The organism is Chlorobiota bacterium, assembly GCA_016710285.1.
Classification (GTDB): Bacteria; Bacteroidota; Ignavibacteria; order OLB7; family OLB7; genus OLB7.
This window is the reverse complement of sequence record JADJXR010000001.1, coordinates 1,631,387-1,647,021: the sequence shown is the minus strand read 5'-3', so window position 1 is coordinate 1,647,021 and position 15,635 is coordinate 1,631,387. Positions and strand designations below refer to the sequence as shown.

6 protein-coding genes, 1 tRNA gene and 1 pseudogene are annotated in these 15,635 nt (G+C 54.9%); all 8 read left to right on the top strand.

Going from position 1 to position 15,635, the window contains the following annotated elements; translation table 11 throughout:
* The first annotated feature begins 166 nt into the window (after positions 1–166).
* A pseudogene (locus tag IPM61_05775) lies at positions 167–3,902 on the top strand (multifunctional oxoglutarate decarboxylase/oxoglutarate dehydrogenase thiamine pyrophosphate-binding subunit/dihydrolipoyllysine-residue succinyltransferase subunit).
* A gap of 187 nt (positions 3,903–4,089) precedes the next feature.
* Positions 4,090–4,581 carry a thioredoxin family protein gene (locus tag IPM61_05770; GenBank protein MBK8910819.1) on the top strand — a complete coding sequence of 164 codons (492 nt, stop codon included), beginning with the start codon at positions 4,090–4,092 and terminating at the stop codon, positions 4,579–4,581.
* Positions 4,554–4,763 carry a hypothetical protein gene (locus IPM61_05765; GenBank protein ID MBK8910818.1) on the top strand — a complete coding sequence of 70 codons (210 nt, stop codon included), beginning with the start codon at positions 4,554–4,556 and terminating at the stop codon, positions 4,761–4,763. Before IPM61_05770 ends, IPM61_05765 begins: the two co-directional genes overlap by 28 nt.
* A 102-nt stretch (positions 4,764–4,865) precedes the next feature.
* Positions 4,866–6,698, top strand: a complete 1,833-nt coding sequence (locus tag IPM61_05760) for a hypothetical protein (GenBank protein MBK8910817.1) — start codon at positions 4,866–4,868, stop codon at positions 6,696–6,698.
* 115 nt (positions 6,699–6,813) lie between these two features.
* Positions 6,814–7,302, top strand: a complete 489-nt coding sequence (gene purE / locus IPM61_05755) for a 5-(carboxyamino)imidazole ribonucleotide mutase (GenBank protein ID MBK8910816.1) — start codon at positions 6,814–6,816, stop codon at positions 7,300–7,302.
* A 332-nt stretch (positions 7,303–7,634) separates the two neighbouring features.
* Positions 7,635–7,710 (top strand) — tRNA-Arg (locus IPM61_05750).
* Between the two features lie 83 nt (positions 7,711–7,793).
* Positions 7,794–8,513 (top strand): hypothetical protein, encoded by a 720-nt coding sequence (locus IPM61_05745; GenBank protein ID MBK8910815.1) that lies wholly within the window; start codon positions 7,794–7,796, stop codon positions 8,511–8,513.
* Positions 8,514–8,685: 172 nt separating this feature from the next.
* Positions 8,686–15,564, top strand: a complete 6,879-nt coding sequence (locus IPM61_05740; GenBank protein MBK8910814.1) for a T9SS type A sorting domain-containing protein — start codon at positions 8,686–8,688, stop codon at positions 15,562–15,564.
* The last annotated feature ends 71 nt before the right edge of the window (positions 15,565–15,635 follow it).

The following is a 15,635-nucleotide window of genomic DNA, read 5'->3' as shown; positions in this document are numbered from 1 at the left end:
CCGTGTATGTGTCGGGAAACAACTGAAGTACACGAACGACGACGACTTCTCTTCCGCTAACAGCCTTCAAAGCCGCCTGCCGTATCTGTTCAGCCTGTCACCTTACGGTTCTTCCTGATAGAGTTATCCAGCCATAGCTAACAACAACACTTTCCGTCACGCGACCATGAGCACGTTCGGCCTGAACTCCGCGTATATCAACGAGCTGTATTACGACTTCCTCCGCAATCCCAATGCGTTCGATGCAACATGGCGAACGTTCTTCGCCAGCTACAACCCGAACGAAGAAACCCAGGCAGGGAGAACTTCCTACTACCCCGCCGCGCAGCACGCAAGCAACGGCTCCGGCTGTTGCGGTGGCTCCGCCAGCAATTCCTGTGCAGCCCGCAGCAGCGGCACCAGCACCACCGCCGCCATCGGCTGCGCCAGCGCAGCAGCCCAGCAACGGCCAGCCAGCCGCCGCCGCAGTGCCGCCGGCAAAACCTGCCGATGCCGCCAAACCCTCCCAGCCCGTTCCCGATGGTGCGCGCCAGCTTACCAGCGTGGCGTTGCGAATTGCCCAGAATATGGAGCAAAGCCTGGACGTTCCAACGGCAACATCCTTCCGCGAAATCCCGGTGAAGCTGCTGGAAGAGAACCGGACATTGCTGAACAGCTACCTGAAAATCACCGATAGCGGCAAGCTCAGTTTCACCCACCTTGTGGGGTGGGCCTTGGTGAAGGCGTTGGGGCGGTATCCGTCGCTGAATAACGAATTCCGCGCCGTTGACGGCAAATCGTACCTTATCGTCCGCCCCGATATCAACCTTGGCTTGGCGATTGACCTTGAACGCCCCGACGGCGGGCGCTCGCTGGTGGTTCCGAACATCAAGCGCGCCAACGCCATGGAGTTCCGGGAGTTTTATGAGAGCTATGAGACCCTTGTCCGCAAGGCGCGCCAGGGGAAGTTGGGTCCCGACGATTACGCAGGAACCACAATCTCCCTCACCAATCCCGGCACAATCGGCACCAACGCTTCGGTGCCCCGGTTGATGGTTGGGCAGGGGACAATTATCGCCACTGGCTCCATCAATTACCCAGCGGCCTACCAGGCGATGGATGCCGAGACGTTAAGCGAGCTTGGTGTCAGCAAAGTGATGCAGATGACCTCCACCTACGACCACCGCATCATTCAGGGGGCCGAGTCGGGGTTGTTCTTGGCGTACATCCAGGAGTTGCTGACCGGCGGGCATGGATTCTACGATGAGATTTTCAGCAGCTTGCAGGCCCCCTACAAGCCGTTGCTGTGGCAGCGCGACCGCCACCCGGCTTTGTTCGGCATTAACCGCAACGAGATGATCCGCGAGCAGCAGCGGATTCTGCAGCTTATCAACAGCTACCGCACGCGCGGGCATCTTCGGGCCTATCTGGATCCGCTGGGAAGCGAACCGCAGTATCAGCCCGAGCTGGATCCGGCCACCTACGGCCTATCAATATGGGACTTTGACCGCCGGTTCAGCACCGGGGGGCTGGCGGGATTTGATGAGATGAACCTGCGGGACCTGCTTGCTGTGCTGCGCGACACCTACACCCAGCGGATCGGGGTGGAGTTCATGCACATCCAAGATATTGATGAGAAGAACTGGCTGCAGGAACGGATGGAGCGGACCCATAATCAACCAAAGCTAACGCCAGAGCAACGGCGCAGGGTTCTGCAAAAATTGAGCGAGGCGGAGGTGTTCGAGAAGTTCCTACAGACGAAGTACACGGGCCATAAACGGTTCTCGCTGGAAGGAAGCGAGACGATGATCCCGATGATTAAAGAGCTGGTGTATGCCGCCGCCGAGGATGGAGTGAAGGAGGTGCTGATTGGCATGGCGCACCGTGGCCGCTTGAATATGCTGGCGAACGTGCTGGAGAAAAATGTGGGGAAGATTTTCGGCGAATTTGAAGACTCGCAGGTGACCGATACCGTGTCGGTGCTTGGCTCGGGCGATGTGAAATACCACCTGGGCACACGCGGAACCGTAAAGATTGAGAACGGGGCAACGATTGGGCTGTGGCTGGCACCAAACCCAAGCCACCTTGAAGCCGTGAACCCGGTGATCGAGGGGATGACCCGCGCCCGCCAGGATCGCGACGGTGCCGGCAGCCAGGGGCATTACATCCCCGTGCTGGTGCATGGCGATGCGGCGTTTGCTGGGCAAGGCGTGGTGGCCGAGTGTTTGAACATGAGCCAACTGAACGGCTACAGCACGGGCGGAACAATCCACCTTGTAATCAACAACCAAGTTGGCTTCACGGCCTCGCCGAACGATACGCGATCGGGCGTGTATGCCACCGACATCGCCAAGATGCTCCACGTCCCAATCTTCCACGTCAATGCCGACGACCCGGAAGCCTCGGTCTATGTGATGGGATTGGCCTACGAGTATCGCCAACGCTTCAACCGTGATGTTGTGGTGGACCTGTACTGCTACCGCCGCCACGGCCACAACGAGACCGACGAGCCAAGCTACACGCAGCCGGTGATGTACAAAAAAATCCGCTCCCATCCCTCGGCACGGTTGGTATATACCGGGCGGCTGCTTCGCAACGGCACCCTAACCACCGACGATGTTGACCGGATGGAGCGTGAGTTCCGCGAGAAGTTGGAATCGTTGCTTGCAGCAACCAAAGCCCAGCCAGTTCCGGTTGCCCCAAGCGACCCGCTTGCCGAGCAGCAGATCAACCCGGTGAACACCTGGACCAACCCGAACACTGGCGTGCCGGAGTTTGTGCTGAAGCATATCGCCGAGCAGCTTTCAACGGTTCCGCAGGGGTTTGATATCCACCCCAAACTGGCCAAGATTGTTGAGGCCCGGGTGAAAGCCGTCACCGACGGAAAGATTGATTGGGCATTGGCCGAAGCATTGGCCTTTGGGTCCTTGTTGCTGGAGGGGCATCCGGTTCGCTTGTCGGGTCAAGACTCGCGGCGCGGAACCTTCTCGCAACGCCACGCCGCGCTGATTGACCAAACCACAGGGGAAGCCTTCGTTCCGCTAAATAACTTGGGGGAAACGCAAGCTCCGTTTATGGCATACGACTCCCCGTTATCGGAGTACGCAGTGCTTGGATTCGAGTACGGCTATGCCGTGACGGATCCCCAAGCGTTGGTTCTGTGGGAAGCTCAGTTTGGCGACTTTGTCAACGGTGCGCAGATTGTGATTGACCAGTTTATCTCCTCCAGCGAAGACAAGTGGGGGCAAACCAGCGGCGTGGTGATGCTGCTGCCACATGGCTTCGAGGGGCAGGGGCCGGAGCACTCTTCAGGGCGATTGGAGCGGTTCCTCACATTGGGTGCCGAGGATAACATGCAGGTGGTGATCCCCTCCACTGCAGCGCAGTATTTCCATGTTTTGCGCCGGCAGATGAAGCGGGAAGTTCGCAAGCCACTGATTGTGATGACCCCGAAGAGCCTTCTGCGGGACCCAATGGTTGCTTCCACCTTGAACGAGATCACGACGGGATCGTTCCAAACCATCATCCCCGATGCCGAGATCACCGACCCGCAGACGGTGAACCGAGTGGTGTTCTGCACCGGCAAGGTCTATTATGATTTGCTGCGTGCGCGGCGTGCGGCCGGGCGGATGGATGTGGCGATTGTTCGGATCGAGCAACTCTACCCCTTCCCCTTCGACGAAGTGCTGAACCAACTGACCATGTTCAGCCACGTTCGCGATATCGTGTGGCTTCAGGAGGAGCCAAAAAATATGGGCGCATGGCCAACATTCGCCCACAATTTCTTGGCGTTGATTTTCGATCACCAAAAACTCTCCTTCTTGGGCCGCCCGGCATCGGGAAGCCCGGCATCGGGAAGCGGGCGGTTGCACGGATTGGAGCAAGCAGAAATCATGCGCCGGGCCTTGGAATTCAACAAGTAGCGCGGCGCGGGGCTTTCAGGATTTGCAGCCGGTGGTTATCATCGCTGCCGTGAAGGTCCTCACCGATAAGCCACCAACGGCTTTGCAGCACGCCGATGCCTTCGCTGGGCATCGGCGTGGTTGCATCGGGGGGAATCCATTTGGGAATATCAACGAAACGAATAGTGAGAGCTACGGAGAAGAACGTATGAAAACGGCACACAAAGCAATAGTGATCGCATTGGGCACGCTGCTAACCGCTGGCCTGTTGCTTGCGGCAAACGGGCAAGTGCAATGGAAGACCGCCAGCGAAGCTTTCGCCCAAGCAAAGTCTTCCAAAAAGAAAATCGTTCTGGACGTTTATACCGATTGGTGCGGCTGGTGCAAGCGGATGGACAAATCCACCTACGGCGATGCTGGCGTTGCTGCCTATCTGGGGGAAAAATATGTGGCCGCCAAAATGAACCCGGAGAAAGAAGGGACGGTGGAGTATCAAGGGAAAAGCTACACCCAGGCGGAGTTTGCGCAGGCATTGGGAATCAGCGGCTATCCTGCCACAGCGTTCTTCGATGAAGATGGGGAGCTGCTGACGGTGATCCCGGGGTTCGTCCAGCCCGCCGACTTCCAAAAGGTACTGACCTATTTTGCCGAGAATATCCACAAGTCAAAAACGTGGGAAGAATACGCGAAGACGAAGTAGCCAACGATTGGAAGCAAGGCGTTTGGGATGTTGATCTTGCGTGGGGTCGGCGCGGCGCACGTGACGCCGCCGCCCGTGACGATGTGATGGTGGTGGTCGCCGTCCTCAGTTTCTCCATCGGGGTTGCATCGGTGCTTCGCGAGGGGTGTTTTGTTCGGTGGAACGTAACCTCCGCCAAGTAGCGAGCATAGTTTGGGCGCGCAATTTCTTGCAGAGTTTTTTTGGACAACTGCACCGGTCTATTCTACTTCTGCCAATCTTCTTCACACAATCAATCTTCCGTCATGCCACGTCGCATTTCCTTTTTGCTGGCGGTGCTGCCGCTGCTTGTTGCTGCTTGCGCTGCCCCAAGTAAAATGGCCACCACCAGCATGTCAAGTTCGGCCAGTGCCAGCTACACGGTTGCAATTCCCGATGTAACTGCCGAGCGGTTCCAGATTACCGCCACGATCAAGGGAATTACCGCCGACACCACCACCTATTTCTTCCCAATCTGGGGGCCAGGGGCGTATGATCTTGTCTATTTCGGCAAGTACGTGCGGAATTTCACAGCAACCGGAGCCAACGGCGAGCCACTGAACGTGCGCCAGGTGGATAGCAATTCGTTCCACATCAGCGGTATCCATGGGGTGGTGAACCTTCGGTACGAGGTGCAGGATATTGAGGATGTTCCCAACTCCGCCTTATTCGGCTTAAGCGATATTGAGCCGGATTTTGCGTTTGCAAACACGCCTGCGTTGTTCGGGTATGCGGCTGGGTACAAGGCGATACCCCACACCGTCACCTACGCCCACGAAGGGTGGGACATCACCCTGGGGCTGGACCCGGTTGCTGGCCAGCCGGACACCTATGCTGCGCGTGATTATGATGAATTGGTGGATGCCCCTGTCCACATGGGGAAGTTCCAGCGGTTGGAGTTTATGGTGGATGGGAAGCCGCACATCATCAGTATTACCGCGCCAACTCAATTAAGCAAGTCCGACGCGCAGGCCTTGGTTGACACCGCCAGGCGCGTGGTGAAAATCGTCAGCGGCGTTTTTGGGGAGCTTCCGTACAACCGCTACATCTTTCAGCTTCTTCTTGTTGACCTAAACAATACGAATGCGATGAAGGCATTTGGGGCGTTGGAACACGCCAACAGCTCAACCTACCTGATGCCGTATGTGGAAGGACGGGTTGCCCAATCACTGGCCGAAGTTCTGGCACATGAATACTGGCACCTTTGGTCGCCGAAACGGATACACGTTGCCGAATTGGGTCCATTCGATTATCAGCGTGGCCCGCGCACGCGGTCGCTATGGTTTGCCGAGGGGCTAACGGAGTATTACGCGCAAGCACTTCTGGCGCGGAGCGGGATGGTATCGCCGGAGAAAATTATTGGGGATTTGAACCAAGCGGCTGGCTCGTTTGGAGTGCGGCGGCAGCGGGAATCAATCACCGATTTAAGTCTGCGCGTTGCCGAAGCTCCGTTGTTTGAGATTATTGGGCTGTACTCCAAGGGGCCGATGATTGGCTTCTTATTGGATGCCGAAATCCGGCTGCAAACCGGCAACCGGAAGTCGCTGGATGATGCCATGCGGTTTTTCAACGAGAAATATGGGAAAACAGGAGCCACCTTTGGTGATGATGACATTATTCCAATAATGGAGGAAGCCACGGGTGCGAAGCTCTCGGAGTTTTATAAACGCTACATCGCTGGGCGGGAGCCGCTTCCTTTTGCGGAGTACCTTCCTCGGCTAGGGTTCACTTCGGTGGTAACGTACGACACTGCCACAACGCTCGGAGCCACGTTCAGTGCTGACGAGCAAGGTTGGGTCGTGGAAGAGGTTGCTCCAAATGGAGCCGCATCGTTAATGGGCTTGCAGAAAGGGGATATTCTAACAAAAGTGCAAGGTCCGGATAATGAATTCCCGTTGACAAGCATCCCACCTCAGTTTGCCGATATGCTGGCAGGTCAATTACCACCAGGGCTGACCGTAGTTTTCTTACGCAATGGCACCTCCAAAAAGACTCAGGTACAAGTAAGAACAGTAATCAACGAGGAAAAACAGTGGGGAATTGATCGAGCAGATTCCAGTCTTGGTGCGCAAATTCGTAAAGCCATGATTGGAGCCTAAGGGTTTGGCAAATGAGCGTAGAAGAAGGCTTGTGGGTTAAGGAGAATCCGTATATTCGTCGGCCTTTCTTGGGAAAAACCGCGAAAAAACGATTTACAACGGCAAAGTAAGCATCATGCAGGATCGGTCACCGCTTGTGGGAATCATCATGGGAAGCAGTTTTGACCTTCCAACCATGCGCCCGGCCGCTGAAATTTTAGAGGAATTTGGGATTCCCTTCGAGATGCGGGTGGTATCGGCACACCGGACACCGGATGACATGGCGAATTATGGGAAAACGGCTCACGAGCGTGGAATTCAAGTAATTATCGCTGGTGCTGGTGGGGCAGCTCACCTTCCGGGAATGATCGCTTCCCACTCGCCGCTGCCTGTTATTGGAGTTCCTGTGAAATCCAGCAACCTAAGCGGCTTGGATTCTCTGCTCTCGATTGTACAAATGCCGAAGGGGGTTCCGGTCGCCACGGTAGCAATTGACAGTGGTAAAAACGCAGGAATTTTGGCTGTTCAAATTCTCGGAAGCTCTCGCCCTGAAGTTTTACATAAAGTGATAGCCTATAAACAAAGAATAGCCGAGGAGTCACGAAAACAGAATGAGGAGATTTGAACGTGACAAGACTTCACGCCTGGTGATTGTGATTCACAGAATGATGAATGATGGAGAGGAAATTCGCTTAAATTCAAGCGAAATTCCCTCCGTGGCACTATGATTGCAAGAGATATACTCCCAGGCTTGGTGCGCAATGCCATAAAGCCGGGTTCTTTGAAACGCGGGAAACGGAATCGGAAGGATAGATGCTGGCAAGCAATAGCCTTTTGAAGAAGAAGATTGCCGAAGTGAATGCCAGACGGTATATTTGCCGACCTTGCATATCGCCACCAAACTGGTGGCTTTCACCGACGCACTTCGATTGAGGGAGGGGGCGTCTCGCTATTTTTGCGTCCGTGGCTCAATGGATAGAGCATCAGATTCCGGTTCTGAGGGTTGGGGGTTCGAGTCCCTCCGGGCGCGCCAAACAAATGTCGCACGCTATGGTTTTTACATAATTCGCGGCATTCCAGTTACTGATAACGATATAGAGATTACAATACGACTACATGGCTCAGCAGCCTGATAACGCAGCAGAACTACTGACTGCTGCCGACACAACCGAAACAGGTGAGCGTTGGGGAATCCTCCGCAATGCTCGCCTATTGGCTATTATTGGCGTTGTTCTTCTAGCAGTTGGTGGGGGAGTGTTCTACTTTCTAAGTAGCCGTGCCGAAGCCCGTGCCGAAGCCCAACTTCAGCTTGCGCGTGTTCGCCCTTATTATGATCAAGGTGAGTACGCAGCGGCGATTACTGGCGATTCTGTGAAGAAAATCGGCAATACTAAGCCGCTTGGCTTGCGTGCCATTGTGGAAGAGTATAGTTCAACACCTGCCGGAAAAATTGCTGCCTTGTATTTAGGGAACGCATATTTGGCAACATCCCAAGCAGCAAAAGCAAAGGAACCGTATGAAATCGCTACCAGCGCGGATGATGATTTAGTGCGTGCTGCGGCTCATGCAGGTTTGGCGGCGGTGTATGAAACAGAGAATGCATATGAGAAAGCAGCCGACGAGTACAAAAAGGCCGCAGATGAAGATCGGTTAGAGCTTCGTTCGGCGGATTTTTTGCTTGGAGCTGCAAGGAATTATGAGAAGGCAGGAAAAAAGGAAGAAGCTATCCGGCATTACCGAATGGTTGCCACGATACAAGGGGGCGAGGCATCGGGAACTTCTGATGCGGCATTACAGGCAAAACTTGCTTTAGCGCGCAACAAGGTGGAATTGTAAGTCTGGGGTGAACAAACAAAGCGAATCTCACATTAACGATACTGAACAGAAGTTACCTATGAACATTGGAACCCCTTCCGAATCGCTTTCTGGCGGCTCATATCTCCATAGAGAAAAAGCTAAAAACACAATACATCGGTTAATCAATGATACTCTCATCGCAGGAGGAAACATGCAACGTTTGTTGAAGGCATTGCTCCTCTCGGCAGCGTTCGTGCTTGTCGGTCAAAGCGTTCTCGCGCAGACGCTTCCGATTGTGCAAGTAAGCGGACGTGTGTCGCAGACAGGGCTACGAGTATTCACCAAGGATACGCTGTATCAGATATCTGGTGATTACCACGTTGCCGGCATTCTGCTCATCGAGCCGGGAACAACTGTAGAATTTCTGCCTAATGGCCGACTGATTGACTCGGTTGGCGGCAGGATCATCGCCGACGGCGATCTCCAAGCAACTTGGAATCGCTCGACCCCTGACCTGACCGCTTATCCGGACGGATTTGCTGACATCAGCTTTATCCGCGACAACGTCTTTGTCGGTGGTAAGCCAGAAATCACGGCACCGGGCCTTAGCTGGTCCAACTACGCGCCGTATCTCTTCTTCTACTACGGAAACTACCTTGATCGCTACCCTTCAGATCCAAATCTGAAGAACGTCGCGTATCGTCGCGACGTTACGCGTGCGCCGATCATCTTCCGTGGTCGCCCAGTAAACAAGTTCTCGCGCGAGTGGGGACATATTGTGGTTCTGCCAGGTGCAGATACCGCTGTGTTCCGTAACGTGCAGTTCGTAAACTTCCGCAAGGACACCGCAGCCGTGAAGACAACGTTCTTCTACGCTCCAAACGGTCAAAATCTTGGCGGACTATACAACAACGGTCAGATCATCGCAGCCGACCGTTTGAACAAGCAACTTCGCACCCTTACCACTGGTGGTGGTGGTGCTCTTACCGTCTTCTCCTCGAAGACTTGGTTGCTGGATTGCCGCTTCGATAGCAACTTCGCTCGCTATCATGGTGGTGCTGTGCAGTTCTTGCAAGCACCGTTCGACAACACGATCACTGACCCACAGTACACATCGTTCTATCCGGTGGATACAAGCCTTGCGGATCGTCCGCAGCATGGGCAATTCGTGTATCCCAGCTTCGACCCCGAAAACTACGACCATTACACGCACTCGATCAGCACGCCATTCGGCATTATCCCGATTATGACGATGACCGACCCACGCGTGAATTGGGTTGTGGGGCCATACACCCCAGCACCGCCATACGACATGACCGGTATTATTCAATACCGCCAAACGTATGACGACGGACGTCAAGCGATCAACAAAGGTCGTGTGCGCCGCGTTTCGTTCCGCGACAACCGCGTTGTGGTGAGCAACTTCACCGAAGACTTGGCTGGCTATCGCGACAACATTGATGAAGTTCCGATTATCAGCAATAACCTCCCTGGCGGAGTCGCTAAGAACGAAGCCTATGGTGGTGCTGTGTATATCTCTGGTCGCCGTCACGTGACGGTGTATTGGGGACGTGCAATGGGCGACCCAATGGATACCGTGGTTGCCGAGCGCAACTATGCTGTGAACTTCCAAGGTCCAGTTGTTGGTTCACAAGGTGCCCGTGGTGGTGCTATGTACGTGAACGACAGCACCTCCATGGTGTTCCAGCTTGCCCGCTTTGAGAACAACTTCACCGCTGTGCCAAACGTCCCGATGGAGGATTATATCCAACGCGGCCGGATGTCGCAGGGTGGTGGTATCTACATGGGCAAAACATCGCCGCAGCTTACTGTCCGCGATGTGATCTACTTCCGCAATAACAAAGCGGGTCGTGGTGGTGGTATCTACGTTGCCGCCATTGACAATCCGTTTGGCAATAACATCCAGATCTTCGATCCGTTCCTCTCCCCCAACCTGTTGGGTGATAGCGTGTACTTCATTCGCAACATCGCCGAATACGACGGTGGTGCAATCTACACGCAGCGGAACATGACGATTGACGCCCGGTATCTGACGTTAAGCGACGGCAGCGGCCGCTTGGTTGACCATCGTATCCTGCTGGATAGCAACGCTGCTGGCTTGGCCGGTGGTGCTATCGTTATTGACAACCAGACGAACATGATGAAGAGCAACGCACGGATTACCCGCGCACTCTTCAGCAATAACTCTGCTGGTGACTCGGCAATGGCTTCGGATCTGCGCCTGATCAAACTCTATGATCCGGTCAACAATCCTGCCAACCCGATCAACCCGTACAGCGTTCGCACCTACAGCGATTCCTTCCGTCTGCCACGTAGCATCACCCAGCATATCCTTGGTGGTGGTGGTATCTACTCACGGTTTGGCAACACCAACTTCTATCAAGCAGTTGAGTTCAACCACAACTGGACAAAGGGTGGAAACGGTGGTGCTATCGCAATGGTGACACCAGTAACGGCCAACCGCTACTTCTTGGCCGAAGGGGATGTTGCCTACAACTTCTATACGAATCAAGCGGTTCCATTCAACGATGGCCCAGAGCCAAGCGATATGCGCCAAATGACGCGCTTCCTCCGCAACTATGCGATGAAGGATTCGCTGAATGCCGAGCTGAACGTTGACCCACGCTACAGCGAGAACATGCTTCTCGATCCGAAGCGTAATGGAACGGGCTTGGGTGGTGCGGTCTATATCAACGATCGCCAGCCGCCAGGACCGAACCCAGGCTACGCCCGCACCGACTCAGTGATCTCGCACCGTGTTCGCATGGAGCAAAACTGGGCATGGTCCGGTGCAGCAGTCTATTCCGATAACTACGAGCTTCGCTTCCTGCTCAGCAAATCGCTGGTTGCTGGAAACCGCGCAGTGTCGGATGAAGGTCGCAACGTTGACACGATTGACAACTACAAGACCTCGCCGGCCGCAAATCGCACCGCTGGAACAATCTTCTACGGTGATATCTCCGGCCCATTGCCGCAGCAGGAGTACCATATCGGTGCTAACTCCATCTATGATAACGATGCACGTTTCTTGCTGCGCTTGCCAGATGTCCCGCAAGGCCTGGTTGGCAGCGGACGTAGCGGCGTGGATACTCTGCGCGGTAACTATTGGGGTCAGACTGAGGCTCCGATCACAACCGTTCTTGCAACTGGAACACATCAGAACACCTTCTACGTGATGGGCAACGGCTGCACATTGCCGCTGAAAAACCCAACGAAGGTGAACGAGCAAGGTCCGTTTGAATCACGCTGGGCTGGCTACAACTACACGCCAATTCCAGTTGGCTTGATTCCAGGATTGGATACCCTTCTGATGCAGGGTCGCGTTTATGACCTGTTCGACAAGGGTGTTGACATCAACAGTGCCGATTACTCAATCCCACGGATGTCCCCAATCGAGGACTTCTCGGTTGGCCTGCCCGACCGCCTGCGCACCTTCGGTACGCTGGGTGGCCCGAACAGCCCATACATGGACAAAGTCGTCCGTCGCCTAACCCGCGATCCATGGATTGCTGACGTTGACGAGATCAACAACAAGCTCCAGCGTGAATGGGTTGGCGATCATCCAATTGGCTATCCGCTCTTCCTTGAAGCATTGGCCAACTACTTGGGCGATCCAAACACCGATAACAACGACCAGTATGCCTTGAATCACACAGTCTTCTTTGTGATCAATGCTGAAACGGGCGAGTTCGTCCGTGCAAACCTGAAGCAGATTCGTGAAGGAAGCGACCTCTTCCGTTCGCGGATTGAGTTCGTGCCAGACTCCATCAACCGCGACATCCTGATGCGTCGTGCATTGGAAGGCCGCGCTGGATTCTCCATCGGCGAACTCCATCGCTTGGCTCCACGCTGGTATGTTGAGCAAGGCTATAGCTTGGAGCAAGCACGTCTTGCCGCAGCCAAGTACGAAGATTCGGTTGCCGTTGCTGGCCGCCGTTACGGTGGCTTGGTCAGCGAGCTTGGCGGGGTGAACTTCCGCTACATCAACCGTGTGAACCCAGTCACGTTTGCTGATGTGTATGGTGGCGAACGCTACCACGCACTTCCAGTGTTGACTGGCGACCGCATCTGGGTTGTTAGTCGCACAATGTTGTGGGATGTCAATGACGACATCACCACCGTTGTCAACAATGCTCGTTTCGCTGGTCTGGAATTCCAGATTGACGACGATAACAGCGTCCTTGCGCCAATCATCTACGGCGACAAGACCGCGTTGGAATCGAAGCAACCAGCAGAGCTGCGGAACACGCGCTTCTTGATTGAAGATGCGAACTATCCAAGCGATAAGACTGGCCGCACGAAGTCGCAAATCTTCGACATCACGGCTGTTGACATCAATGGCTTCTACGATCCACGGTCGTTCTACTTCCCGGATCGCTACACCGGTCTAGAGTATGCTTGGACTCCATTGGTTGAGTTCCCGAACTCTTCGCTGGTGGTGCCAAGCACCAACCCAGCCGAGATTCGTTTGGCATCGTGGTTGAAGGCCGACACGGTCTTCCCATCGGCAGTGCATCCAAATGCCATTGCCCGCGACAGCGCACATCGCTACGGCTTTGTTCGCTTCTACGGCCAGCCGCACAACCCGGACGTTGTTCCTGGTGGTGAGTTGTTCGAGATTCGCGTGACGAACTATCCGCCAAGCGTTCGCACGGTGGATTCGTTGAAGGGATTGGTGCCGGATGATACCGTCGCCAAGTACATCTACCTCTACCCGCCATACTACAACTGCCAAGTATATGATCCACAGACGGCTCGTTACTTGCAGCAGGATACGGTGGACGTAACGGGTGCTGCAACAGCAACCTACCGCTTCCGCATCTTCGTCCAGGACACGCGCCCGAACTTCTTGGGTGATGTGGCCAAGTGCCCAGGCCGGGGTATCTACAATGCCGTGGCACAGGTTACCGACTCGCTCCGTTTCGACTTCGATGTCAACACGGACGATGAGAACGAAGACAACGACGCAGCAACCCGCGACAGCTGGACCTTCCCGTACGGACGCACGACCTACGGCTTCATGTTCACCGATCGGAACAGCGGGAACAACCCGAATCCAGTTCCGACCGAGACCGACGATGCTAAGGAAATCCGTCCAGTGTGGATGGGCGACAGCTACCTCCACGATGTCAATCGTGTGGCAGACCAGGGCGCGACCGTTCTTCAGACCGGCAACGTGATCGTTCGCATGACCGAGACGGTTGCCTTGAACTTGCTGAAGAATCCAGCCCAGTCGAACAACCTTTACAACACCGACACAATCTTCACGGTTGTGGCGAACGACGGCCACACTGGCCAAAACCAGCGTAACGTTCGGGTGTATGTGAACATTGCTCCTTCACTGCTTGCGCAAAGCCTGCCAGGCGCGAAGGAAGATATTGACTACAACCCAACGTTGTTGGATTCGAACAAACGGATTAAAGCTGAGGATCTGAACAAGGGTGATCGTGTTCGGTTCACGCTCGTCTATCGCGACGACGCACTGAACCCAGCGAACCTGCGCGCAGGTCAGCAGACGGTAGATAAGAATGGTGCGCCAATCCAGCACACCTCCACCATCGCCTTCGTCCGTCGCGACCCATGCTACTTCGAGGCAGGTGTCTATGACGCACCGAAGACAACGCCAAGCTGGCTGAAGATCAACCCGATCTCCGGCATTCTGTTCGGCACACCGGGCTTGGACGATGCTCCGCATCTTTCAACCAACCCGAACTTCCCGCCGCAGTTTGGCCCAGACACGGTGACGGTGATTGCCGAGGACGAGTATGGATTGACCGACGTTCAGACCTATATCTTGGAAGTTGACTCCACGAACCACAAGCCAAAACTGTTCGGTCGCCCGGCAGTGAAGTGCGTGTTCGCTGGCGAAGCCTACAAGGATAGCCTCTGCGTCCGCGACCGTGACCTTGCTCGCTTGGATCTGCGGTTTGCAGAAGAGTTGACACTTCGTGCATACTCTGAGAAGGATCCATATAAGAACTTGGTGACCTTTACAGTCACGCCAAACAAGATCAAGGGACCATTGACAGGAACGCCAAAAGACACGGCTTGCTTCGAGATCACGGCAAACATTCCGGCCAATGCTCCGGCTGGCAAGATGCCGATCACGGTGGAAGTCACCGACCTGGGTGGAAACAAGGACTACTTGACCTACGAGATTTCCATCAGCGAAGGCTTGATCTTCAGCGTGCCGGTTCGCGTTCAGAACACGAACTTGGGTGAGCAAAGCGTTGCTTACCAGGATATGGTCTTCGGTATGGCACGTAATGCAACCACTGGCGAAGAGCCAAGCGCATACGGACATCTTGACTCGCAATACTGCGAATATGAGATTCCGCCGAAGCCGCCAACCGACGTGTTCGACGCACGCTGGACGGTTCCGAATGTGAACGGTGTGTTGCGGAACATCTTCCCGCAAAACCCAAGCCCAGGTCAAGGCGAGATTGCTTGGAAAGCCAGCTACCAAACTGGTCACCAAACCAATAGCAGCCCGAACCTGCCGATTATGATCTGCTGGGCGAAGAAGGACGTTGACACAGCCGTTAGCCGCAGCGGTGGCAAGAAATTGCACATCATGGATCTTGGCGGTGGTTCAATCTACCGTGTGGATATGCAGAACCCGACTGGCCAGGGCGCGAAGCTGACACAAGGCATTGTGGTGCAACAGCGTGCCAATGGTGATACCATCTGCTTGGTCATCAACATACCGACGTTGGATGGGTTCAAGATCGCCTACGGATTGACCTCGGACGCACCAGAAGAGCCAACGACCGGTGGCAGCATGAACCTTACCAATTACATGCTGGCTCCGAACGCGCCGAACCCATTTGCTGCAACAACGCAGATCGGTTTCTACGCACCGAAGAGCGGTTCAGTGAATCTTGACATCTACAACGTCAACGGTGAACTGGTCAAGACGCTCATCAACGGAACTGTGGATGCTGGCAACAACATTGTGGAATGGGATGGCACCGACAACAGCGGCAAATCCGTTGCCAGCGGAGCCTACACCTACCGCCTGACCGCAGGCGCAGCAGTGTTAAGCCGAACCATGATCCTGGCGAGGTAACGACCCCGGCGTAATCTATCAACATGACTGTATGGATGGCGGGCAGCATCGCCCGCCATCCAACAGTAACC